Source organism: Leptospira ryugenii (assembly GCF_003114855.1).
GTDB lineage: Bacteria > Spirochaetota > Leptospiria > Leptospirales > Leptospiraceae > Leptospira_A > Leptospira_A ryugenii.
The window spans coordinates 47,590-70,674 of sequence record NZ_BFBB01000007.1 but is presented as its reverse complement, the minus strand read 5'-3'; the positions used below and the strand labels follow the sequence as shown (position 1 = coordinate 70,674).

The 23,085-nt window shown below is 41.3% G+C and carries 25 protein-coding genes; 19 read left to right on the top strand and 6 right to left on the bottom strand.

Features of this window, described 5'->3' with window-relative positions; translation table 11 throughout:
- Positions 1-15 precede the first annotated feature (15 nt).
- Positions 16-507, top strand: coding sequence for a tetratricopeptide repeat protein (locus tag DI060_RS11405; protein ID WP_108976688.1), 492 nt, complete (start codon positions 16-18; stop codon positions 505-507).
- Here the strand turns inward: DI060_RS11405 and DI060_RS11400 are convergent.
- Complete coding sequence (locus DI060_RS11400) at positions 499-1,002, bottom strand: hypothetical protein (RefSeq protein WP_108976686.1); 504 nt, start codon at positions 1,000-1,002, stop codon at positions 499-501. The genes DI060_RS11405 and DI060_RS11400 overlap by 9 nt on opposite strands.
- Positions 1,003-1,005: 3 nt before the next feature.
- Positions 1,006-1,407 carry a hypothetical protein gene (locus DI060_RS11395; RefSeq protein ID WP_108976684.1) on the bottom strand — a complete coding sequence of 134 codons (402 nt, stop codon included), beginning with the start codon at positions 1,405-1,407 and terminating at the stop codon, positions 1,006-1,008.
- An 84-nt stretch (positions 1,408-1,491) separates the two neighbouring features.
- On the opposite strand from DI060_RS11395, the gene DI060_RS11390 reads away from it, so the two are divergent.
- A complete protein-coding gene (locus DI060_RS11390; protein WP_108976682.1) occupies positions 1,492-2,178 on the top strand; it encodes a hypothetical protein in 687 nt (228 codons plus the stop codon).
- 7 nt (positions 2,179-2,185) lie between these two features.
- On the opposite strand, the gene DI060_RS11385 is transcribed toward DI060_RS11390, so the two are convergent.
- On the bottom strand, positions 2,186-4,726 hold the full coding sequence (locus tag DI060_RS11385) for a cyclic nucleotide-binding domain-containing protein (RefSeq protein ID WP_108976680.1): 2,541 nt from the start codon (positions 4,724-4,726) through the stop codon (positions 2,186-2,188).
- Positions 4,727-4,813: 87 nt separating this feature from the next.
- Here DI060_RS11385 and aroA point away from each other — a divergent pair, with 87 nt between their 5' ends.
- The 8 genes from aroA to fabG all read left to right on the top strand — a co-directional run bounded on the left by aroA (position 4,814) and on the right by fabG (position 12,070).
- Entirely contained in the window at positions 4,814-6,097 is a 1,284-nt protein-coding gene (gene aroA, locus DI060_RS11380) for a 3-phosphoshikimate 1-carboxyvinyltransferase (protein WP_108976678.1), read from the top strand.
- 10 nt (positions 6,098-6,107) lie between these two features.
- Positions 6,108-6,851, top strand: coding sequence for a (d)CMP kinase (gene cmk / locus DI060_RS11375; RefSeq protein WP_108976676.1), 744 nt, complete (start codon positions 6,108-6,110; stop codon positions 6,849-6,851).
- Between the two features lie 36 nt (positions 6,852-6,887).
- Positions 6,888-8,588, top strand: a complete 1,701-nt coding sequence (locus tag DI060_RS11370) for a 30S ribosomal protein S1 (protein WP_108976674.1) — start codon at positions 6,888-6,890, stop codon at positions 8,586-8,588.
- A 5-nt stretch (positions 8,589-8,593) separates the two neighbouring features.
- Positions 8,594-9,349: a tetratricopeptide repeat protein gene (locus DI060_RS11365; protein WP_108976672.1), complete on the top strand. Its 756-nt coding sequence runs from the start codon at positions 8,594-8,596 to the stop codon at positions 9,347-9,349.
- Positions 9,350-9,964 carry an ATP phosphoribosyltransferase gene (gene hisG, locus DI060_RS11360; protein WP_108976670.1) on the top strand — a complete coding sequence of 205 codons (615 nt, stop codon included), beginning with the start codon at positions 9,350-9,352 and terminating at the stop codon, positions 9,962-9,964.
- A 68-nt stretch (positions 9,965-10,032) separates the two neighbouring features.
- Positions 10,033-10,233 carry a 50S ribosomal protein L32 gene (gene rpmF / locus DI060_RS11355; RefSeq protein WP_108976668.1) on the top strand — a complete coding sequence of 67 codons (201 nt, stop codon included), beginning with the start codon at positions 10,033-10,035 and terminating at the stop codon, positions 10,231-10,233.
- 5 nt (positions 10,234-10,238) lie between these two features.
- The gene (gene plsX / locus DI060_RS11350) at positions 10,239-11,264 is read left to right on the top strand and encodes a phosphate acyltransferase PlsX (protein WP_108976666.1); all 1,026 of its coding nucleotides are present in this window, start codon (positions 10,239-10,241) and stop codon (positions 11,262-11,264) included.
- A gap of 44 nt (positions 11,265-11,308) precedes the next feature.
- Positions 11,309-12,070, top strand: a complete 762-nt coding sequence (gene fabG / locus DI060_RS11345) for a 3-oxoacyl-ACP reductase FabG (RefSeq protein WP_108976664.1) — start codon at positions 11,309-11,311, stop codon at positions 12,068-12,070.
- A 72-nt stretch (positions 12,071-12,142) separates the two neighbouring features.
- Here fabG and DI060_RS11340 read toward each other — a convergent pair whose 3' ends face one another.
- A complete protein-coding gene (locus DI060_RS11340) occupies positions 12,143-13,651 on the bottom strand; it encodes a rhodanese-like domain-containing protein (protein WP_108976662.1) in 1,509 nt (502 codons plus the stop codon).
- Positions 13,652-14,050: 399 nt separating this feature from the next.
- Between DI060_RS11340 and acpP the strand changes: the two genes are divergently transcribed.
- The 6 genes from acpP to DI060_RS11310 all read left to right on the top strand — a co-directional run bounded on the left by acpP (position 14,051) and on the right by DI060_RS11310 (position 18,223).
- Positions 14,051-14,284 carry an acyl carrier protein gene (gene acpP, locus DI060_RS11335; RefSeq protein ID WP_002974954.1) on the top strand — a complete coding sequence of 78 codons (234 nt, stop codon included), beginning with the start codon at positions 14,051-14,053 and terminating at the stop codon, positions 14,282-14,284.
- 96 nt (positions 14,285-14,380) lie between these two features.
- A complete protein-coding gene (rnc, locus tag DI060_RS11330; protein ID WP_108976660.1) occupies positions 14,381-15,079 on the top strand; it encodes a ribonuclease III in 699 nt (232 codons plus the stop codon).
- Positions 15,079-15,540 carry an NUDIX hydrolase gene (locus DI060_RS11325; RefSeq protein ID WP_108977120.1) on the top strand — a complete coding sequence of 154 codons (462 nt, stop codon included), beginning with the start codon at positions 15,079-15,081 and terminating at the stop codon, positions 15,538-15,540. The genes rnc and DI060_RS11325 overlap by 1 nt, the downstream gene beginning before the upstream one ends.
- Positions 15,537-16,637, top strand: a complete 1,101-nt coding sequence (gene aroB / locus DI060_RS11320; protein ID WP_108976658.1) for a 3-dehydroquinate synthase — start codon at positions 15,537-15,539, stop codon at positions 16,635-16,637. The genes DI060_RS11325 and aroB overlap by 4 nt, the downstream gene beginning before the upstream one ends.
- A complete protein-coding gene (locus tag DI060_RS11315; RefSeq protein WP_209452034.1) occupies positions 16,630-17,517 on the top strand; it encodes a mechanosensitive ion channel family protein in 888 nt (295 codons plus the stop codon). The genes aroB and DI060_RS11315 overlap by 8 nt, the downstream gene beginning before the upstream one ends.
- A gap of 16 nt (positions 17,518-17,533) precedes the next feature.
- Positions 17,534-18,223 carry a toxin-antitoxin system YwqK family antitoxin gene (locus DI060_RS11310; RefSeq protein ID WP_108976656.1) on the top strand — a complete coding sequence of 230 codons (690 nt, stop codon included), beginning with the start codon at positions 17,534-17,536 and terminating at the stop codon, positions 18,221-18,223.
- Positions 18,224-18,230: 7 nt separating this feature from the next.
- Here DI060_RS11310 and DI060_RS11305 read toward each other — a convergent pair whose 3' ends face one another.
- Positions 18,231-19,256 carry an LIC_10230 family protein gene (locus DI060_RS11305; protein ID WP_108976654.1) on the bottom strand — a complete coding sequence of 342 codons (1,026 nt, stop codon included), beginning with the start codon at positions 19,254-19,256 and terminating at the stop codon, positions 18,231-18,233.
- A complete protein-coding gene (locus DI060_RS11300; protein ID WP_108976652.1) occupies positions 19,253-20,236 on the bottom strand; it encodes a hypothetical protein in 984 nt (327 codons plus the stop codon). Before DI060_RS11300 ends, DI060_RS11305 begins: the two co-directional genes overlap by 4 nt.
- A gap of 60 nt (positions 20,237-20,296) precedes the next feature.
- Between DI060_RS11300 and DI060_RS11295 the strand changes: the two genes are divergently transcribed.
- The 3 genes from DI060_RS11295 to DI060_RS11285 are packed head-to-tail and all read left to right on the top strand — an operon-like array spanning position 20,297 to position 23,057.
- Positions 20,297-21,649, top strand: coding sequence for an ABC transporter permease (locus tag DI060_RS11295; protein WP_108976650.1), 1,353 nt, complete (start codon positions 20,297-20,299; stop codon positions 21,647-21,649).
- Positions 21,650-21,659: 10 nt separating this feature from the next.
- Positions 21,660-22,334, top strand: coding sequence for an ABC transporter ATP-binding protein (locus tag DI060_RS11290; protein WP_209452039.1), 675 nt, complete (start codon positions 21,660-21,662; stop codon positions 22,332-22,334).
- Positions 22,335-22,343: 9 nt separating this feature from the next.
- Positions 22,344-23,057: a hypothetical protein gene (locus DI060_RS11285; protein ID WP_108976647.1), complete on the top strand. Its 714-nt coding sequence runs from the start codon at positions 22,344-22,346 to the stop codon at positions 23,055-23,057.
- Positions 23,058-23,085: the final 28 nt, after the last annotated feature.

Below are 23,085 nucleotides of genomic sequence, written 5' to 3'. Positions count from 1 at the left end.
ACATCGAGGATAGCCTTGTCTTTCGAACAATTCTCTTTTCATTTAGATCTTACCAAACAATTTTTTAGGACCGGAGATTTGGACCGGGCTGAATACCATGTTCGTTGCTTTTTAGAAGAAGTGGAACATGAGGAAGCTTATTTCTATTTAGGACTGGTCCAGAATTCCCAAGGCAAATGGGAAGAGGCCTTACATTCATACTACAAAGCTGTGTCCATCAACCATGAGTATGGAAATCCATGCAATGAGATTGGTGTTGTCCTCCTAAGAATGGGCAAAGACCGAGATGCCATCTATTGGCTAAAAAAATCCATTCGTTGTGCCCAAAACGATGCTTTGCATATCTCTTATTTCAATTTAGCAACTCTCTATAAATTGTGGAATCGCCCAGAAAGATCCTTGCAATACCTTCACAAAGCCATGGAAATCAAAAAGGATTTCCCTGAAGCTTGGAAGATGTGGGAAAGTTTACAAGAAGGATCAAATCCCTCTACAAATTCAAACTGAAGATCCGTAGGAGTTGGGGAGAGGGACAGGTACCTCTCCCTCATAGATAGGAAGTTCCATTTTTATCTCACCAAACTTGAAATAAATGGAATCATTTGATTCTTCTAAGATATCACCCAGTTCCTTTGCAGCATTCCAAGTAAAGCGGTACTTCACCAAAGGTTGTGAGGAATGTATGCCCATGAGTGCGCCCTCTTTGGTTTGGTAAATTTCAAAATCGGGGAAACGGAACTGCTTTCCGTCATCACAATAGAGAAGAAGTTCTTCACCTTCTATCTCCAAATGTAGGACATGGCAAGGATATCCCTGGATTTCTAAAAACCCATGTTCACTTAAATTTCCAAATACATTTTGGATATAGACTGCTTCCTCTGTTTGGTGGAGGTTCTCTCGGAAGTACCGGAGGATCTCTTCTTTGGTAATCTCATTTCCCCTAAAGATCCAACGATCATAGGGATCGATTTTTATTTCTGAATCAAATTTTCTAGGGCTCATACATCATCGATAGCGATAGGCTATTCCTTTCCAAATGAGTAGATTCATTTCATCTTTGTAGGAGTTGGTTGTATGCCCGCGGGAATCCTGGGTTTCCAAGTTAAATCCGTCCACTTTTTGGCTTCTTTTTTCTGTCATCCATGCACCGTCTAACTTCCTTTCCCAGAGTTCTCGCTTTACGCTGGATTCCAATTCCCTCCAGGATTGACCATTTTGGTTTCTGACGATGATCTCTCCCATCACAACAAAAGGCTTGTTTGGTCTCACATACTGAAGTTCTACCTCTTCCCAGGTTTTTTTTTGGTATTTTGGATAGTTTTGTCGAAAGTCAGGATCAGGTATGAAATCAACTGTGGAGCAACCGACTAAGAAAAAAACAGCAAGGTGCTTAAATTTCAGAATCATTTCTTACCTTTAGACAAAAATATGCTATACATTAGCCCAAAAACCTTAGGATGAACAAAGAAAGAAGTTTAGGCCTTTCTATTCATGGAAGAAACAGATTTAGGAAAAAGAAAGCGGGAAAACGTCCTGAAAATTGGATTTTCGACATTGGACGAAATCGAAGAGAAGGTAAAGGCCTTTCGCGTTATGAACCAAAACGCGGTAAAGAAAAGGTATCTTTTGACTCGAGATCCTATCTTGGATGGGGCCGGCAAAGTTCTTGTCCCAAAAGCCCAAGAAATCGATGTCTCCGCTGCCAAACTCTTACGTAGGCACTTCAAAGGCACAGACCTATTCAAAGTCTTCCAGCCCGACGAAGGTTTAGTCATCATTTCAGATATGTCTACCATGGAAGGGGTTTCCTTTTCCATGGACATTGTGACCCAGATTATGAATCTAGGAGGAGGAGCCTACGAAGGATTCATTGATCGTGTGGATAGTTTCGAAGAATTCATCACTCTTTTAAAGAAAAACCTTTTCCCTCGTATGATCATTGTAGGTTACCTTCCTAAGGAAAAAATCCAAACAGAAATCATCAATTTTGTAAAAGTAAAACGATTGGATAATTATCTTAGAGCCATTGAACTTACACATTCCGTATTCAAACCACAGCCATACTTTTCCAAGATGAAACAGGTAAACATATCACAAGAAGACCCCAAGTCATGGGGTCGTTTTGTTGTAGAGATAGTTAGAGAGTACATCAGACCATACTTCGTCGAAGAAGTATGATCCTTTCTTACACTTCGTAAAACATTAAATTTTCATACAATTCTTTCGGTAGCTGACCCGAAGCATCCATGTACTTTTTGTACTTGTTTTCAAACTCTTTATGCTGTCTTCCTCGCACGTTTTTGAATCGATTGTGGAGCTCAGCAAAAGCAGGTTGGCCAGAGACTTTTTCTCGGATCACTTTGTGGAATGGAATGTGTCGATAAAAGATGGAACGAACGACTCTATTGACTCTTTGGACACCTTCTGACTCATATTTGATCCATAAGCTATAATCATAAGCAAACTTATCTCGGTCTGTACGAAATCGTTTAAAATCGGATGTGATTTTTTCTTTGAGTTCGGGAGAGAGGTCCTTACTTTTTTTGTAAAACTGCACATAATCGGTGTAATCCGCAGTGATCGATGGGATTCCCACATTGTTCCAATCGGGTCCAAGTATATTCTTACATAGTTCCCAACGGAATGCCGCAATAGCTTCCATCAAGAAGGTTTTCAAATCTCCTAAAACAAAGTGTGGGATGATGATCCTTCCTCTTGATTCTTTGGATCCAGAGCCTCTAAAAATGGAAAGATCTTGCCACATCATGATTTTGGGCCCAATTGAAGGGACAATGACGAAATCAGGGATTACTGACCTCTGGACAAATTCATTTTTGATGCCAATCTCTTCATTTCTGTAAAGGATCTCTCGGTTGAAAGCTGTGTAGTCAACAGCAAGAATATCCTGGATCGCCTTGTTTACATGAGATTTGGTTACATAACACTTGTCAAGCGGTAGGGTTATGTGATAGCGAGTCAGAATAGGAAAATGGCTAGAAATATTTCCAGAGGTCAAGCGCACATTTGGCTCATACATAGCGTTCAATTCATATTGTAATCGTGCTTCCCCGGTATCGTATTCTGGTGGGATATCCCTTTCTGATTTGATTCCCGAATCTTTTAGATCAAGTTTGAGTTTTTCAAAAAAAGTTTGTCCAAGTTCATCAACGGATGTTGGAATCTCCCTTCCGTAAATTTTGTCTAACCATTCCGTTCCTAGGTGGATAGGTACATTGCTATCATACCTAGGTTGCTCCATACGAGCTCGTAGTTCAAGTAGATGGTTGTCGTCTAATAAGGATTCGTCGAAGTAACCATACCGTAGCATCATTTCTACAGCAGTCGGACCCCGTTTTCCGTCTTTGATCCACTTCAGGTAAGATCTACGGTATACATCCCAATAGGTTTTGGCGATAGTTCGTCGGATCTTTCGATTGTCTGGGTCGGGATCAAGAGGGTTTTTGAAGGACTTTAATTTGACCATCAAGGTCGAGAACTCTTTTACAGCTTCTGGATCTGCTTGTGCATAGTTTAAGATTTGAGATGCCGAGTTTAGTAATTCTGTTTTGAGACTTCCAAGATCAATCCCGGCTGTAATGGAATCGTCTCCCGACATTGCCTTTCTCTCTTCGATTGCCTTTTTAGAGTCCAGTTCATGCGAGTACTTTGATGTCATTTCCTTTTGCTTTTTCTCTAGGGTGTCGAGACTTGAGAAATTGCCCGTATATTGTGTACCAAATACTTGCTGGAACTCGCTAAGTAAGGACTGGCAAGACTTCAAACACCATTCCGTAACTGGAAGTAAAGTCGTAGAGGGAATAGGTGAATACCCAGTTGAAAATAGATCTAAAGTAAGATTCATTTTCTCTACCAAAGATTGTTCTCCGCCAAAGAGGACTTGGAAAAAATCGAGAAGGGCGTGTACCTCTCTCTCCAAAATATCAAATAACTCTCGATATGTGGAAACATAACTTTCTGCGGCACTTTGTAAAAGACTGGGATCTGACTCAAAGAGTGCCTGAGATATCTTTGGGTTCACGGTTAAGATTTTACGTACAAAGTGAAACATACTATCGTTCCATTCTACAGTTTCCGCGTATCCTTTCTGAAAAAATTCCCCATGGTCTTCTTCTAAAAAACTGACAGTTGGGGAATCAGGAAGCATACCGCCTTGTTCATAAAAACCTGCTAAGTTGTTACGTATGGACTTCATCACTGGATCAATGATGTTTTCATCTCGGGTGATAGGTCCTCCAGGGCTTAGGTCTGGAAAGATAGCTGGGTTGAGAATAAAGTAGGCCGCACCAATATTATCTATATACTTTTCTGCCTTGGCATTGATGCCACGAATCGCAATGATCTTTTTATAGAGCTCGCCGATTTCTTTTAGCATTGTACGAACAGCCATTACACCAACAGAGACTTTCTGTGTGAGTGTTTTTTTGGCATTTGACTGGTTCATTACATAGGTGGAGATCGTACAGGAAGATTTCGCTCGTACTGTGAAAGGAAGAGTCGTTCCCTCTAACAAAGGAAATATGGCAGGTGTCATATTGGCACCTTCCAGTGAGTATAAAGCAAAGGAAATGTCCCCAACGGTCACCTCAATGCGAACCGAACCCTCATGGAGGATGTTTAGGGATAGGCAAGGTTTTCCTCCGACGAAGAGTACCTCACCAGGATTGACCGGGATCTTTTGATTATTTTTACTGGTATCTATAGGCATGTGTGGATAATGGAATTAACGTATGGGCTTCCTACAAAAACTAGGAATCTTTCTATAAATTGCAAAAAAAAATTAGAAAAATAGAGCATGTTGCAAACAAAACTGAATATTTCTCGAAAGATGACTGTCTCCGTTCCAGGAGATAAATCCATTTCCCACAGAACCGTACTTTTCTGCGCTCTCTCGGAAGGCACCTCGGAAATCCATGGATTTTTGGAGGGAGAGGACCCAAAACATACCCTTTCTGCTTTTGCGGCTTTGGGGCTTCAGTATGAACAAAAAGCCCCTGGCTCCTACCGCATCCAAAGCCCAGGGAAAAAAAACCTACGTTCTCCAAAGTCCGAACTGGATTTTGGGAATGCAGGTACGGGGATTCGTTTGTCCGCAGGCCTACTCTCTGGATTGCCTGGGATACAAGCTGTATTGACCGGTGATGCTTCTCTGCAAAAACGTCCGATGGCAAGGATCATCGATCCCATCCGAGCCATGGGTGGCCAAATCCGCTCTGTACATGGAAATGGTCAAGCCCCTCTGGAAGTCAAGGGAAGCCAACTACAAGCGTATACCTACAAAAGTCCAATCGCCTCTGCCCAAATCAAAAGTGCTTTGGTCTTTGCTAGCCTTGCTTCCGACATATCCCTTGAGTATGAAGAGCCCGAACTATCTCGTGACCATACCGAAAATATGATTTCTTTCCTCGGGGGAAAGATAGAATACAGAAGCCCTTTACGCTTTCGGATTGAAGGTCCCTACAAGTTTTCTTCGGCAGCCTACCAAGTTCCCAGAGACCTTTCCAGTGCCTCCTTTTTCCTTGTCCTCGCACTCTGCGCAAAAGGTGAGCCCACTCTAATTCCCAATGTAGGCTTAAATCCTTCTCGGATTGGCGTACTCACCGTACTCAAAAGGATGAATGGAAAGATCGAAATCCAAAACCAAAGAAAGGAGTGTGGTGAAATCGTAGGAGACCTCCTTGTGTATCCTTCCCATTTGCAAAAGATAGAAATCGAAGAAGCATTGATCCCCTCTATTATCGATGAGATTCCCATCCTTACGATTGCTGGTTTGTTTTCCGAAGGCGGATTTTCTATCCGTCATGCAAAAGAATTGCGAGCCAAGGAATCGGATCGCATCCACGCGATGGTGAAAAATTTACAGACTTTGGGCATCACTGTTGAGGAGTATGAGGATGGCTATGCATTTGGTGAGGTATCCCAAATCAAAACTGGCTCGATTGATACGTTTATGGACCATAGAATTGCCATGAGTTTTTCCATCTTAGCAAAGTTAGCTGATGTAAACTTAAGTATTGATGATGTTTCTTGGGTGGATACGTCTTTTCCTGGCTTTTTTCAAATACTAAAAGAGTTTTAGGACGCAATCTATGAGCCAAGAGATTCCTTATACTGAAAAAGTAATTGCCCTAGATGGGCCAGCAGGCTCAGGAAAGAGTACCATCGCACGTTTGTTAGCAAATCGTCTCGGATATTTGTATTTGGATTCCGGTGCCTTGTACCGAGGACTTACCTATGCCATCTACCAAGAATTCGAAAAACAAGAAAGCGATGAAGCGAAGTTTCCCTCTTATGCAGAGAAACTAGCCGATAAATCATTATTAGGCGAAGAGAAAGCGGAGTTTTCGTTTTCTTTATCTGAAATCCCTCTCTTCCTGGAGCTTTCCGAACAAGGAACCAACCAAGTCTGGTTAGGAAATCAGAATATCTCAGAGGAAATCCGTAGCCCTGACTTAACCAAACGGATCCGTTATATTGCCCCTCACCGAGCCTTCCGTGAATATGTGAACCAACTGATCCGGACTTTCGCCAAAAAGCACCCTTTGGTCATGGATGGACGAGATATTGGAACCGATGTCTTTCCTCAGGCAAAGTATAAATTTTTTCTCACCGCAAGTGCCGATGTACGAGCAAATAGAAGATACAAAGAACTCCAGGAAAAGGGGATCCGAGTCGACCTTTCCCATCTCAAAGAGGAGATAATCGCTCGGGACGAATCGGACAAAAACCGATCCGTGGCCCCGCTCCGGCAAGCTAGCGACGCAATACTCATTGACACCTCAGACTCAGATACGGAAACTGTCCTTAATACTATCCTGTCTAGGCTCAAGTAAACCTAAACAAATCTAAATTTTGTATCTCGGTAACCATTGAATTCAACCAGTCCCTCTTCCTCCCCCAAAAATGATGCCACTTCCTCCTTTGGAGAACTTTTAGAAAAGTGGGAATCGCAAACACAAGAACAAGAAAGTGTCGCAAGTAAAGGCGTACTCATTGACGGCACAGTCGTAGATGTCATCGGAGACACTGTTTTTCTCGATATTGGTGAAAAACTCGAAGCGCGTGTACCACGAGAAGATTTCTCAGAAACTCCTAAACGAGGAGAAAAGGTTAGCGCCGTCCTCAAACGACGAGTGGATGGCTATTGTGTTTTATCCAAAAAGGAAGCTGACCAAAGAGTTGGTTGGGAAACAATCAAAGATGCTTTTGCAAACGGTTACCCTCTCTCAGGAAAAATTGTCAATGAAGTCAAAAACAAAGGTTATCTCGTAGAAAGCGAAGGCATCCAATTGTTTTTGCCTGCCTCTCATGTCGGCGTTCGTTTTAAAGAAGCCACTGAATCTGGCAAAGAATTCCAATTCAAAATCATTGAACTCAACGAGAAAACCAAGACGGGTGTTGTTTCTCGAAAAACCCTCCTTGATGAAATCAACGGGGAAAAATGGGAAGAGCTTTTACAGAAAGTAAAAGTTGGGGATAAAGTACAAGGAAAAGTAGTTAAGATTGCTAATTTTGGCGTTTTCCTTTCTGTTTATGAAGTCGTCGGGCTTCTCAGACAAAATGATATCTCTTATAAAAAATTCGCTCCGTTCAAACAGTACTTTCAAATAGGTGCTGAGGTGAATGTAGTTGTTTTGGAAGTTGACCGAGACAATAACAAACTATCCCTCGGGATCAAACAGCTGTATGAAGACCCATGGGCATGGGCGAAGAAAGAATTAGAAAAAGGTATGGTCGTGCGTGGACTCGTAACCTCGCTTACAAACTTCGGAGCTTTCGTTGAACTCAAAGAAGGTTTGGAAGGTTTGATCCACACAACGGAACTCTCTTGGTCCAAAAAACCACCTCATCCAAAAGATGTTCTAAAAAAAGGCCAAGAAGTTGATTCTGAAATTTTGGATATCGATTTTGAAGCAAGACGACTCTCCTTAGGTCTCAAACAATTGCTTCCAAACCCTTGGGAATCGCTTTCCGCTAGCGTGCGTGCTGGTAGTGAGTTAGAAGGAAAGATCACTGGAATTACTAAATATGGTGCTTTCGTAGAAGTAGAAAGTGGCATTGAAGGATTGATTCACATCTCTGATATTACTTGGGATGAAAAAGAAAAAAATCCTTTGGCACTCTTGAAAAAAGGACAATCTGTTCGCTATAAGATCCTAGATGTAAACTTAGATGCACAGCGCATTAGCTGTGGTTTAAAGCAATTGCAAGAACATCCTTATGAAGCTCTTCGCAAAAAATACCCACCGGGTACTCTTGTGGAAGGAAAGGTTAAGTCTATTGTAAGTTTTGGTGTCTTTGTAGAAGTGGAACCAGGTTATGAAGGTCTAGTGCATATTTCTGAAATCCCAGACGGAAGAAATATCAAATTAGAGGACCTTTACAAAGTGGGTGACCAAGTCAGAACAGTCGTTGTAAAGATTGAACCTAATAACAAAAAGATCTCTCTATCCATCAAAGACTTTGATAAGGCTGTGGAGAGAGAAGAAATGGCAAAATACATGAAGGAAGACAACCAACCTTCACGTGAGTCCATTGGTTCTTTTGTAAATCTTAATAACAACCGTTAGACTAGATGGATAAGTTTGTAAAAAAGAACATCATCGACAAAAAAAGAGAAGAGGCGGTTCATTCTAAAGAAGATGAATTCGCCGATTTTGAGGGTAGCAAAGCCGAGCTGCTATTTTTGAAGTTTTCTCGTTATTTAGGTCGCAACCGAAAGACTGTTTTTATAAGCCTATCCGTTCTGATCGTTTTACTGATCTCTATCATCGGATTTTTTGAGTACAGAGACCATGTATTCCAAAAGCAAACTTCTGCTCTCGAAGAAATCCAACGGAAACACCGTGAAAAATCCATTCCTACCGATGCACAGATAGCTGATCTCGAATCATTTTTAAAGAATGAAAGTTCTGGCGATTTGAATTTGCGTGTTTGGAAGGACTTATCTCGGTTATACGCCGAAACAAAAAATTGGGAAAAGGCTGCCGAGTATTTAGAAAAAGCAGGCACAGGCATTGATACACCCAAAGAATTAAAGGCATATTATTTCTACATAGCTGGAAATTATAGAGACCAACAAACAAACATTCCCAAGGCACTAGAAGACTATAAGATTGCTTCCACTCTTTTGGATACCAACACGGAAGCAAAGTCCTTCAAAGCTTGGTCCTTTTTACACACAGGCAGACTCCAATTCGCAAGCGGAGACAAGGCTGGTGCGAAACTTTCTTTGGAAAAAGTTTTGCGCATTGATGGAGAAGGACTGGATGATTTGGATGAAGCCAAACTCCAAGCAACATATCTCCTCCTAAAACTCGGGAAGTCTTAAATGTTAACCTTGGCTCTTCCGAAAGGAAGACTTGCCATGGAAAGCGCAGAAATCTTACAAAAAAGGAACTGGCTTTCCGCTCTCCCACCGGAAGATTCAAAAGAACTTGCTTTTGTCTCACCTGACAAACGTTTGAGGCTACTCTTTGTTCGTTCCCAGGATGTCTGTACCTATGTGGAAGAAGGTGCGGCGGATGTGGGGATCGTTGGATGGGACATAATCCAGGAAGGAAAGTATGATCTCATTGCTCCTGTGGACCTAAGGATCGGAGCTTGCCGACTTTCGCTCGCTAGCTTTCCTGATTTTGATTTGTATGCGAAGAGATCCAAAGTTCGAGTGGCAACAAAATACCCTGAACTCACGAAAGAATATTTTTTTTCCAAAGGAATTTCTTGTGAAGTCATCAAATTGTATGGCTCCATAGAACTTGCTCCCATCGTAGGTCTTTCGGATTGCATTGTGGATTTGGTTTCCACTGGTGGAACCTTGAAGGCAAATGGATTGAAAGAAATTGATGTGATTTTAGAGAGTACGGCAAGACTTGTATGCAACCGATCCGCCTATTTTTCAAAACAAAAAGAACTCGTCCCACTAATTGAAAGCCTAGAAAATTAAATAGATTGTTTTCACAGCCTAGTCCGAAACGATAGTTAAAATCAGTAAGTAATCCATAGAGGATAGCCATGGCAGTCCCAAAGAGACGTAAATCCAAATCAAAAGTTAGAACCAAAAGAGCGCACCATGCGATCGGAAAACCTAACTTGAACCCTTGTTCCAACTGCGGTTCTTATATTCTTTCCCACCGAGTATGCCCTTATTGCGGTTTCTATAAAGGCGCGCTCGTAGTTGCACCGAAAGTAAAAAAGACTACCGAAGAAAACTAATCATCATGTGGGTCGCCGTAGACGCGATGAGCGGAGATTACGGCCCGGAGTGCATAGTGGAAGGCGCTGTCCTTGCCGTCCGGGAATATGGCCTCAATGTTTCTATTGTAGGAGACGAACAAGAGTTACTCGATCTCCTCTTAAAATTCGAATACGATACAGAAAAAATCAGAGTCGTGCATTCCAGTGAAATCATTGGGATGAACGATTCTCCATCGATTGCAGTGCGAGCTATGGAGGATTCTTCTATAGTGAAGGCAGTGCGTTTGGTTGCAGAAAAAGAGTGTATAGGTGTTTTTTCACCAGGCAATACTGGTGCAACAATGGCGGCTGCTCTTCTGCACCTAGGGCGCATACCGGGTGTTTTGCGGCCACCTATTGCTGCTCCGATTCCTCGCGAAGAGGGTCTGCCTGTTCTGCTTTTGGATGCAGGAGCCAATGTAGATTGTAAGCCTGAATATTTAGCTCAATTTGCCGTTATGGGTGAAATATACTCAAGAGAAGTAATCGGCATAAAACAGCCGAAAGTAGGCATTCTCTCCAATGGGGAAGAGGATAAAAAAGGCAACGCTACCTCTCTGAAAGCCTTTGAAATCTTAAAAAGAATCCCTTTCAATTTTATAGGAAATGTCGAAGGCCGTGATTTGTACGGTGGCGGAAGGGAAGTTGACGTTGTCGTTTGCGATGGTTATACGGGAAACATTGTATTAAAAGCGACAGAAGGCTTAGCAAAATCTATATTCAATGTACTGAAACATTCGATTCGCCAATCAAGCCTGGCGCAGACTGGGGCATTGCTATTAAAATCAACGTTCAATGCTGTCAAAAAAAGACTCGATTATGCAGAATACGGCGGCGCACTTTTGCTAGGGGTGGAAGGGATATGTATGATAGGGCATGGCTCTTCCAACGCCCAAGCAGTAAAGAATGCTGTTCGTTTGATCAGTGAGTGTGCCAAACATAAGATCAATGAACAGATAGGAAAAAAGATGGCGGAATTTCGATCCATCATGGGTGATGGGATCAGTTAAAACTCATAGGATTCATTTTTATTTTATCAATCAAGGAGAAGTAGATGATCAATTTGAATGGAAAAGTGGCAATCGTTACCGGTGGAGCTAGAGGTATTGGAAAGGCAACTTGTTTGAAGTTAGCTTCTTTGGGAGCAGCAGTGGTTGTTGCTGATATGAACCCAGAGACCACAAATGCAACAGCTGAAGAACTCAAATCGAAAGGATACAAGGCACTAGCAGTAGTGGCAAACGTATCAGTAGAAGAAGATGCCCAAAAATTAATTGATACAGCGAAAAAAGAGTTTGGTTCTGTCGACATACTTGTAAACAACGCAGGGATTACTCGTGATACACTTCTCATGAGAATGAAAAAAGAGCAGTGGGATGCCGTAATTGCTGTAAACCTTACAGGTACTTACCTCTGCACACAAGCCGCAATCAAAGTGATGATGAAACAAGAAAACGGTGGCTCTATCATCAATCTATCTTCTATCTCGGGTGAAAACGGAAACATTGGACAGACAAACTACTCAGCTTCCAAAGCAGGTGTGATTGGTTTCACAAAAGCTGTGGCATTAGAGCTTGCTTCTAGAAAGGTTAGATGTAATGCGATTGCTCCAGGTTTTATCGCAACGGAAATGACCGATGCCATCCCAGAAGAGATCAAAAAAGGAATGATTTCTGCTATCCCACTGAAGAGAGCAGGTTTGCCAGATGATATCGCAAATGGAATTGCATTCCTCGCGTCTGATGCATCAAGTTTTATCACTGGTCATGTCTTGGACATCAATGGTGGTGGTTTCTTACCTGGTGGGGGACACTAAACCCTAGATTCTTTCCATCCAGATCACTTTCCTTTCGGTAGTGATCTGGATATCGAACTTTACACTCTTTTATTAGAAAAGGGATTTATAAGCTTTATCTTCAGCGATAAACTTTTTGGTAGTTGTTGCATTCGGATCCAACTCAACAGCTTGGATTCTAGTCGTATCTGCTGCAGATCCATTGTACCACAAAATTCTAGACACGGAACTATCGTCCGTTCTCCACTTAAAGCCTGATGTTACCTTATTGAATTCACTAGCCGGGTGTGCTGCCGTCAAGGAAGTCCATTCTACAAGGGAGCCATCATAATAAACGGTTGGGTAACCGAGGATATTTAGAGCGGCAAATCCATTCACCTGTGCTTCGAAGTTGGTTCGGCACTGAGACACAACAGTATTCCCTGCTTTATAACCTTTGTTAGCAAAGAATGTCCTAAGATCCGATTTTGAGATATAGCGGAACCCAGTATCAGAGTTAGTTAAAAGGTCTACCCAAGGAAAGTCAACCGCACCTTTGATACCACCTTCAAAGAGCACAAATTTTTGTGCAGGGTTTGCTGCTGCATTGGGTGCTCCCGAAAAACCCCAAGAAGTTGTGATGTAGTAAGTGTTTGCGGCAACACCATTGATGGTAGTCACGGTTCCAAGAAATTGTGCGCTTGGGCGTGCATCCACTAAGAATTGTTCGCTGGTGATTCCGGACAAATTCGCTTTTAAGCCAGATTTTGCGATTTCATAGACATCTTCGAGACCGAGAGTTAAGACAGTGTTATCAACTCTCAACTGCTTTACAGAAAAGTTTCCATTGGAATTGGGGATCGTAGAACGAGTGTTTGAAAGGAGAGAAGAATCCGAATTTCCAAAATTGGATCGGATGTTTCCATTCAAGATGGCAAGATTTTTAATATCTACACCCCAATACCGGAGCCAATACACGCCTCTTGTGATATCTTGTACGGGACCGGCGCCAGTTGCTTTTGCAGCAAAACCTGTTCCCACAGTTGTTCCCGCAGTACTACTTGCACCACTTGCCAAGGTGACGCCACCAGTACCCACTGCAAATACGATTAAGTCTCTTGTCGGGTTAATTCCGAATGTTTTGAGCCATTCGTCTACGAAGGCACCATTCGCTTGGTAACGAGCAGAGTTTTTTACAAGCCCAGTATCTCTTGTTTGGTTAAAGCGAAAGTTGGTTGTACCTGATGTTTGGTAATCATCTAACAGGTATACGTAGACTCCTTTTGATGGGTTTTCTGCGATAAAAGGTCTTTTTGTATCGCCCGTGATACGGTTTGCAGAATCCGTCTGTAGAATCACCAAATTCCCAGTGATGTAGCTAGGCTTGTTTGCCTGCCAATCTCTCACATAGGATTCAAGTTTTGATCCCTCAATTAAGCCATATTCATTGCGCGCATAATCGTCATTGGATTCATTTGCAAGATCCGATGCAGAATTCACTTTCAATTGATTTGCTAAGAATAAAAGGCCAACAAGTTGGTTTGTGTTGTCTTTATCCTCTTTGCAAAACGAGGTAAATAGTAGGGAGACAGACAATACCCCCAATGTAAATTTTTTAAACATATTCATCCTCCGAATTCATGTTTTGAGGTCATAAAACGAACGATATGGGAAAAATTCTAGATTAAATCCAATATCTTGGATGAATTATTTGATATATTGGATTAATATTTTAGAAAAATTCCAATTCTTTGTACAGAGTAGAATAGCCTTAAAGATAAGTCTTGATTGCCTACCTTACTGTTTTTGCAATGCGAAGAGATATTATGTTCAGATAATGTGTGTTAGACTGTGAATTCTGCTCTATTTTTTTCGGGAGAACAAAATAATGTAATAAGACTTGCCAAAAATTTCGACGATTTCATTTTAAAAAAACGACTGGGTACCACAAAGGTACGCACCTCGGAACAATTTAACAATTTTTGCCCCACTGTAGACGCTACGGTGGCCTGGAGGATACACATGGCAGATTTCGAAAAAATTAAGTCAATCATCGTAGAACAACTTGGTGTTGATGAGTCTGAAGTTACCCCTGAAGCTCATTTCATCAATGACCTCGGTGCAGACTCTCTTGATACTGTTGAGCTCGTTATGGCTCTTGAAGAAGAGTTTGGCGTGGAAATTTCTGATGAAGACGCAGAAAAGATCCAAACAGTAGGCGATGTAATCAAATTCATCGATAAACTTAAGGGTTAATTCCCAATCAAAAACCGGGTTTCCCAGTCGGGGGGCCCGGATTTCCTTCCAAGATTGGAATCCATTCCCTCATCTAAACAAAACCCTTCTCAGCATATGCGAGATCCAATCGATCTTGATAGAATCCAAACAATCACAAAAACCCAATTCAAAGACACAAAACTCTTAAAACAGGCCTTTACACACAGATCCTTTGCCAATGAATCAAAAGATGGAGTGGGGATAGACAACGAACGATTGGAATTTTTAGGTGATTCCGTACTGGGTGTACTAGCAGCAGAATATTTATATGTCTCTATTCCAAAAGGCAAAGAAGGCAAACTTGCAAAATTAAAAAGCAAAATAGTCTCAATGCCAGCTCTAGCCGCAATCGCAAGAAAGTACGAATTCCATCATTTCCTTTTGCTAGGAAGGGGTGAAAAAGAAAAAGGTGGAGAGAATTCTAATTTACAAGCAGATTGTTTCGAGGCATTTTTAGGGGCTCTCTACCTAGACCAAGGACTCGATGCCTGTCGGAAATTTTTAAAACCAAATTTTCGGTCCATGGACCAACTATTGGAGGAAATTGAAGAGACCAAGGATTTCAAAACAATCCTTCAAGAATATTGCCAAAAGAAATGGAAAAAAATACCTGAGTACACTACGCTCACAGAAACTGGTCCTGACCACGAAAAATTCTTTAAAATCCAGGTGCATTTAGCACAGCATATCTCAGCTGAAGGCAGTGGAAAAAATAAACGAAGTGCAGAACAGAATGCCGCAAAACAGGCATTAAAGGAATTGAAGATACTATGATCGATTTTTTCTTAAAAAAGAAAGGACTTCGAGTACGAGTAGCCGCAATCATCCACGACCCCAAAGGGAAAGTTTTGCTCATCCAACAAAAAAAACATGGCAATGGCTATTGGTTATTGCCAGGAGGCGGGATAGAATTTGGTGAGTCTGCGGAAGATGCTTTAAAAAGGGAATTGAAAGAAGAATTGGATTTGGTAGTTCTCAGTTCGCATTTTTTATTTTTAAATGAGTCCATTGATCCAAAGAAAAAACGACACTTGATCCAACTGAATTTTCAAGTTAAGGTAAGAGAGCTTGTCCCTAAGCTAAACCAAAAAGAACAGGCAATTTCTGGATTTGGTTTTTTTACTGGAAAAGAGATCCAAAATATGGACTTAAGACCCGACACCAAGGAGTTTTTCAAATCCAAAGCACCGAAAGCGGGTATATATTACCAAAGCAAATGGGTGGCTGAACCATGATGCTTCGATCCAGAGAGGTAAAGGGTTCTCACTTTTCCTATCCAGTAGAACTCCATGAAGATTTCCAAGGACTCCGAGAAAGGTTAACATCTCTTCCAAAAGTTTCTTCTATCATCATCATCACAAATCGAAAGATTGCCGGGATATATGAAAAATACATAGTAAAAGAGCTTAGAGATTCAGCGATCCCGTTTCACATCCTGTATACCAAGGAAGGTGAGAAAAACAAACACATTGACCGAGTCAAAAAAATTTACCATGAATTGATTAAATTAGATATAGACCGAAAAGCGGTTTTGGTTGCCTTTGGTGGCGGCGTTGTGGGTGACTTTGTTGGATTTATTGCTGCCACATACCAACGAGGTGTACGATTTGTACAGGTTCCCACGAGTTTACTTGCTTCTGTGGATTCTTCTGTCGGAGGAAAGGTCGCTGTAAATTTAGATATGGGCAAAAATATGGTTGGAGCCTTTCACCAACCAGAATTTGTGTTTGCTCCGATTTTTACTTTGAGCACCCTCCCAAAAAAGGAGTGGAGTTGTGGTTTGGCTGAGATCACCAAACATGCATTTCTAGATGCGGGACCATTGCTTACTCTTTTGGAAAAAGCGAAAAGATCAGATTTCCAGCCAAAATCATCGGCACTTTTGGATAGCATCGATGAATCTGTTCGTATCAAATCTTTGGTTGTTGGGCAGGATGAAAGAGAAACTGGTTTACGTGCGATTTTAAATTTAGGCCATACTACGGGACATGCCATTGAGTCTCTCACAAAATATAAAAAATACTCTCATGGGGAAGCAGTATCGATTGGGATAATGACTGCATTGCTTCTTTCAAGAGAATTGCTTCATTTTCCAGAGGCAAGTTTACAGCGCGCAATTCGCGTTATGAAGGCTTTGGAACTCCCGCTTCAAATCAAAGAAAATCCCGAGGACATTCTTAAACATATGTTCCATGATAAAAAGCGGGAGGGTAATCAATTAAAGTTTGTCTTGCTCGAAGATTTTGGGAAACCTAAGTTTGGAATTACGGTTGGTAGAGACCAGATTCTAAAAACTCTATTGTTGCAGAAAGGAATGAAAGAACTTGGGTGAACATTTAAAAGAATTTTATCGGGAGCTAAATCCTCTTTCTTTATTAAGACAAACAGATCGTGACTTAGCACAGACACTCATCCTTTTTCTCTACATGTTGGCTTTTGCGATTGTGACTTACAAAATCACAATGCTCATCATTGAAAAGTTAAAACCAGAAACAGATCCAGCAATAGAATACAACCGTAGAAAGGTTATCCGAACCGGATTTTTAATTTCCTATACGATCGTATATTTACCTGTTATATTCTCTAGTCTTTCCCATTTACCAACAGTCTTGGGTCTTGCTGGAGCAGGTATTGTCATCTCTTTGAAAGAAGTTTGGTTGAATATCGTTGGTTGGTTTTTGATCATGGGAAGCAATGGATTTCAGGTTGGGGATCGTATTGAGATAGAAAACATCAAAGGTGATGTTGTTAACATTGGGTTTTTGAAGTTTACCTTACTCGAAGTTTCCTCTGATCCAAAAAATGAACAGTCTACCAATAGATTGATTCACTTTCCAAACTACAATCTAGTCCTTCATAAATTTTTTGTTGTGTCTGATGCAATGGACTTTGTTTGGGATGAGTTTAAAGTTCATATCACACTAGAGTCTAACTGGGAAAAGGCGGAAAAAATTTGTACGCAGATCTTAAATGAGGATTTAGTTCTCGCTCCTGAATTGGTGGACCAAAAAATCCGAGAGTTATCGAAAAATTATTTGGTTAGGCTCGGCAAAACAACACCTATCGTGTATACTTCACTTGAGGAAGGGTACATTTTACTCTCACTTCGGTATCTTACACCGATCAGATCAAAACGATTGAACCGTATTTTGGTTTCTAAAGAAATTCTTAGAAAGTTTAAATTAGAGTCTGACATTCAACTGACTCATTAAACAAAAGAGGTAAGCTGTGAAAATATCGACTGTCTTTATTCTATTATTATTCATATGTAACTGTTTAGGATCCAATTCAAGACCAAAATCTGTTCCCATAGAAGCAAAGTACAACCGAAAGTTAAATCTCTACATCTTACAAAAAGATGGGTTTGAATATTCTTGGTATGAAAATGGCAATTTAATTGCGAAAACTCAACTCAATGAATACGGGATGTACAATGGTCTCGCGGAAAGGTATGATTACAATTCTGGGCTTTTGATTACCAAAGGAGCTTATACTCTATCGGAAAAATCAGGACAATGGGTTTGGAAATACTCAGATGGAAAACCATATTACGAAATGAATTTTTCACCAGGCGTCCGTAAACGAAAGTTTTGGTACCCTACCTTAGAATGGGGCAATGAAAATGGACAGTATGTACGCTATTTCCCCAATGGAAGAGTGAGTGAAAAAGGGAGTTACGATGGTGGGAATCGATCAGGTGATTGGGTTAAATACTACCCAGATACAAAAATAGAATCCAAGGGAACTTATTTTGAAGATTACAAAGTAGGGGATTGGTTCTATTACTATCCTGATGGTAGAAAGGAAGCAATTGAGGTGTATTCGCCAAAGGGTGATCTATTGCAAAGGATTACCTATTACCCAAACGGGTCGGTATGGTGTGAAACAAAGTCTACGCTCGAACCAAAATGTTTCTGATGCTAAACTAGAACTGGCTACCTTTCCCAAATAGACCCGTGTTGTTTTGAATGATGTCAATATTTAATAATAGCAAACTAAAGAGTAGGGTGACAAAGAATACGACCAAAATGGTTGCAAAAATCCCCATAAATCCGTTTCGCAAGAACCGGTATTGAAGGTAAGCGATACTCACAACTGTATTTTGGAATTGAGAAGACTTGGATTCTCCGCCTACTTTTCCGTAATTGTATATATAAAAGGCTGATAAAAGTAGAATCAAAGAAAAGATTAGAAACGTAAATTCTGTAACGTAGTATTTCTGCAAGAGAAACAGAGGTATATATACAAAGTTTCCAATGATAATCCCTGTCAGGATGATGATGCAGAAGTGATACAAAAGTTTGGCATAAGATGATCTACCGGCAGGGATAGGTGCTCTACCTTCTTCTTCAAGAGAGGAAGAATGTTTCAAGGCCTCGTATTTCGTTTCTTTTCCTTTTTTGCTCTTCTCGATTTGGATAAGCGCTAACAAAGATACCAGGAAAGTAATCGCAAAGAAAATAAAGAACGCGATATAGAAAAAGGTCGGTGTTGCTAGAAGTTTAGCGTACACTGTCGTTAGTTGAATAGAAAACAGTAGGCCTGGCCAAAGCACCAATCGATTTAAGACTAAATAAAACCAAGCATCGAAAAGATAAGTCACGAAGGCTGAAAAACAAAGGATGATGTAAAAATTATAAAGAAAGAAAAGAATTCTTTGGCCAATGAGGATTCGATTCAAACGGTCCACACTTTCTTCTGGTTCCGAATCAACTGGGACCACTTCTGAACCAAGCTCCCGTATTGATTCTTGGATGAGGTCGAGACGATACCAAAGGCCTTTTTTTAGAACGATCACGGGCTGAAGATTTTCATAAGCCTCTATCTTTTCCTCGCCGACGAGGCTGACCGATGTTGGTATTTCAATTTCAAAATCTACAAGTATGGAATGTAGACTGAGTAGAAAGAGCAGAATTGAGGCGATGAGAGGTAGTTTATTTTTTATATTCATATGAAGAAAAAGATAGCAAACATTCCTATGGCAAGTAAGCCGAGAATCCAGATAAACGGCATGATATGAGAGACATCGCCTGGGTCCTTTTTGTGGATGCCTCCGGACTTGGATGATTCTGTAGCACTGGCAACTGAGGTGAGCACGGGCACAGCTCCGGCTTGCGCATCAAAGGTTTTGATTTTCACAGAATTCTCTTCCTCAATGATCTTTCCGTAAACCTGTTCATTGATTTTAATCACTACTTCAGATATGTTCTTTGAACTAGAGATATTCACAATCTTAGCAGGGATCTGTTTGATCATCCCATCTTCGTTTTTTAAATCTAAAGAGCTGATGATGCCGTCGGTAATTGGGTCACCGGGAAGAGGCCGTATATAAACAGTATCTCCTGGTTTTAAATCCGTAAGTGGAGTTCCATTGACAGGTGAGAGTTGAAACCGAAATTGTATCAGCTGCTTGTCAATGGGGATCACAAAACTCGAACTAGACGGGACAATGTTTTGGGAAGCTGCTTCTTTTCTGGCGATTTCGTCTTCGTCTACGGTTGTTTTTTGAACATCACCTTTTCCGATGATTTCATAATGGATTTCAATTAGCGGGTTTGATTTGCCGGCAATTTTTGTATGTATTTGTGAGACAATGAATTCGAGTCGATCCACCATATTGTGGTCGATATAGTGAAGGATCTCTGTGAGGGTACTTTCGGAAGAGAATGAGCTCTTTAAGACTTCTTGTAGAGATTTGGTGATATTTTTGAGCTGGTCACCTTTATAAATTACCCTTTGTGTGCGATTGCAATAGTCTTGGAAGGTGGACCGAACAGGCAAAAGAGAATGTGGAGTCCCACTGGCAACGCCTTCATATTTTACCGTTTTTACTTCGATCGGGTCCAGAAGGGCTGCAAACATGACATAGGTCATAGTGCCCTCATCTCGGATTGCCACTTTTAGGGAGTAATAATTTGCAGAGTCGCCCATAAGGTTCTTTTTTGACAGTATCTATCGAAGGAAGAAAGCTGTCAAAAAGATTAGGTTATCATGGGAATAGTCACATTAATAACGACGCGCTACATCAGGGGTTCACGGGTACTCGGTTTTTTATCGATCAAATCCAGACTTTCTTTCATTGTGATGATGTCTGGAGTCTCTCTCCTTGTCGTCGTTCTCTCCATTTTCAATGGATTCCAAAAGCAGGTGAAAGAATCTCTCTGGCAGGGAGGCCCTCACATAACAATCGAAAATGCTTATGGCTCGGGAGCCATTTATGACTATCCAAAAGTAATTGAGCACCTTCAATCAGATCCCGCACTTAAGAATAGCATTGTATCCATAGAAGGAAATATTACAAGCCATGGTCTCATCCAGAGCAATAATAACTTCAATCCTATCATGATACGGGCCGTACCCGTAGACAGTTTGGAAAAACTGATCGAGAATGGATTACCCAATTTCCCAAGACTCTACCAATACAACCGTGAGGAGATCCAAAACATAAACACCAAAAAGTTAGTGGTGATTGGAAAGGAAATGAGTGCAATCTATGGCTATGGTATGGGAAGAGAAATCACCATGGCTGTGCCTGGTGGTCGATTTACTGTGGAGAGAGGAGTACAGGTAAATGTGCAAACCTTTCGGTTAGCAGGATTATTCAAAACAGGATACTACAATTATGATTCTAAGTTTGTATTTCTGTCATTGCCAGTCGCTCAAGATTTTTTTAAAATGAAAGATGCGGTCAACCAAATCGCGATCAAGGTCAATTCCCTAGATGATCTACGTGCAACCAAAGGTAAAATTTTAAGCCGACTAACAGAAGAAAACTGGAACCAAAAAATCCAGGACCAGTCTTCTTTTTCTGTACGCACAATCGCTGAAGAGCAAGAGAATTTTCTCGCGGCACTACGCCTTGAAAAGACGATCATTTCGATCATAGTCTTTCTTTTCATTGTGTTGGCAGCTTTGGGTATGGTAGCTACGGTTCATTCACTCGTACGTGCAAAACGTAAGTCAATTGGCACTTTAAAAGCCCTAGGCCTTTCTTCGAATGATATTCTTCTCATTTTCACTTTAAATGCGATGATTATCGGCATACTTTCTTCTTTAGTTGGGGGGATGTGGGGGATCTTCGTTGCCTCCAAATTAGAAGTGATCATCAATGCCCTTTCCGAGATCATCAATGCAGTGGGTTCTACTTTGAATCCAAATACCTGGACAAATGTTGAATTGGTACCGAAGGATATCTATTATTTTGATCATATCCCAGTTGATATCGATATTTCTTTTATCTTTATGGTGACAACTGCCGCAACCATTCTCTCCGGTCTGGCAGGATATTTTCCTGCTAGATGGGCTGCCAATTTAAACCCAGTGGATACAATTCGCAATGACTAATACAAAAGATTTGATCACAATTTCAGTTAGAGGTCTTCAAAAGTACTACCAAGTTTTAGACCAAAGGTACCATATCCTTGATGGTTTGGATTTTGAAGTAAAGGCAGGGGAGATCGTTTCCGTCGAAGGTGCATCAGGTGTTGGAAAGTCGACTCTCTTAAATATCTTAGGAGCTATGGATTCGTTTAATGAGGGTGATGTGGAAGTATGTGGCGTCTCCCTCAAAAACCTAAGCGAAAGGCAGAGAGAGATGTTCCGAGCAGAAAAGATTTCATTTATTTTTCAGCAGCATCTACTCCTTCCCGACTTCACTGCAATCGAAAATGTTATGATGCCACTCTTAATCTCAAAGGTGCCAAATAAAGAAGCACGCCAAGCTGCCTTTGCGATGTTGGAGAAAGTAGGCCTTGCCAATCGTACTGAAAGTTTTCCTTCACAACTTTCAGGTGGTGAATCAGCAAGGGTTGGTGTGGCCCGTGCCTTGGTCGGACGCAAACAATTGATTCTTGCCGACGAACCTACAGGCAATCTAGACCGCGATAACAGCCGTCATTTGATGGATTTGATCAAGGATTTACAAAGAGAGTTCCAATTCTCTTTGATTTTAGTTACTCATGATATGGAGTTGGCGTCCATGGCACATCGAAGGAATCGTATCCTATCTGGAAAACTAAATCCTCTTTGAGGAGGACCTTTGGACCATTGCCCTCGTTGCGGACTCACAAAGGAAACCTATGAAAAGCTTCTTAAGTTTGCCTGTCCTGATTGTTACCAAGTGTTCGAGCCAAATCTAGGAAGGTTCCATCTCCTCCAAAGGCAAAACCCTTCTCAAGAGCGAGTGCCCAGGTTTCCCTGGCTTTCCAAGAGCTACCGAATTCGGATCACCCGTTCCTTTCGCCAGGGCTTTTTTACCTACTATGAAAGGAGGCAAGAAGAGGTAGAAACACTCCTCACAAAAAATGGCTTTACCTTGGGTGAGAAGGTTTCCCATACATTTGGCAACCATCGTTTTTACCAGGATGGAGAGGACCACTTGCGCTGGGAATGCATTAGCCATTCGCTTCCTCTCATCATCTCAGACAGATTTAGAATCCAAAACATCCTATTCCAAGCAAAGCTTTGGGCCTGGAAGGCGGAAATTGGCTTTCTGAACTCCTGCCCGAGCAACTGCGGAAGGGGAGATCGGCTTTCCGTGCAAGCCTTGCTTCCGGTGCAAAGTTGGACGGATTGGCAAAACTTCCAAGGCAAATGGGAAGGCTCAGGAATTCTTTGCATTGTGCCGAACACTAAAGGAGAAGGGGAAAATACAGGAACAAATCAGTTTTTAGTTCAAATTTCGATCAAAAACGCCGTGCCAGCTCAAAAACTACGATTTTTCAAAATTCTTGGTTTACTCGGCCTAGCTTGAGTCGGTACGGTTCAAGAGGGAATCCCGG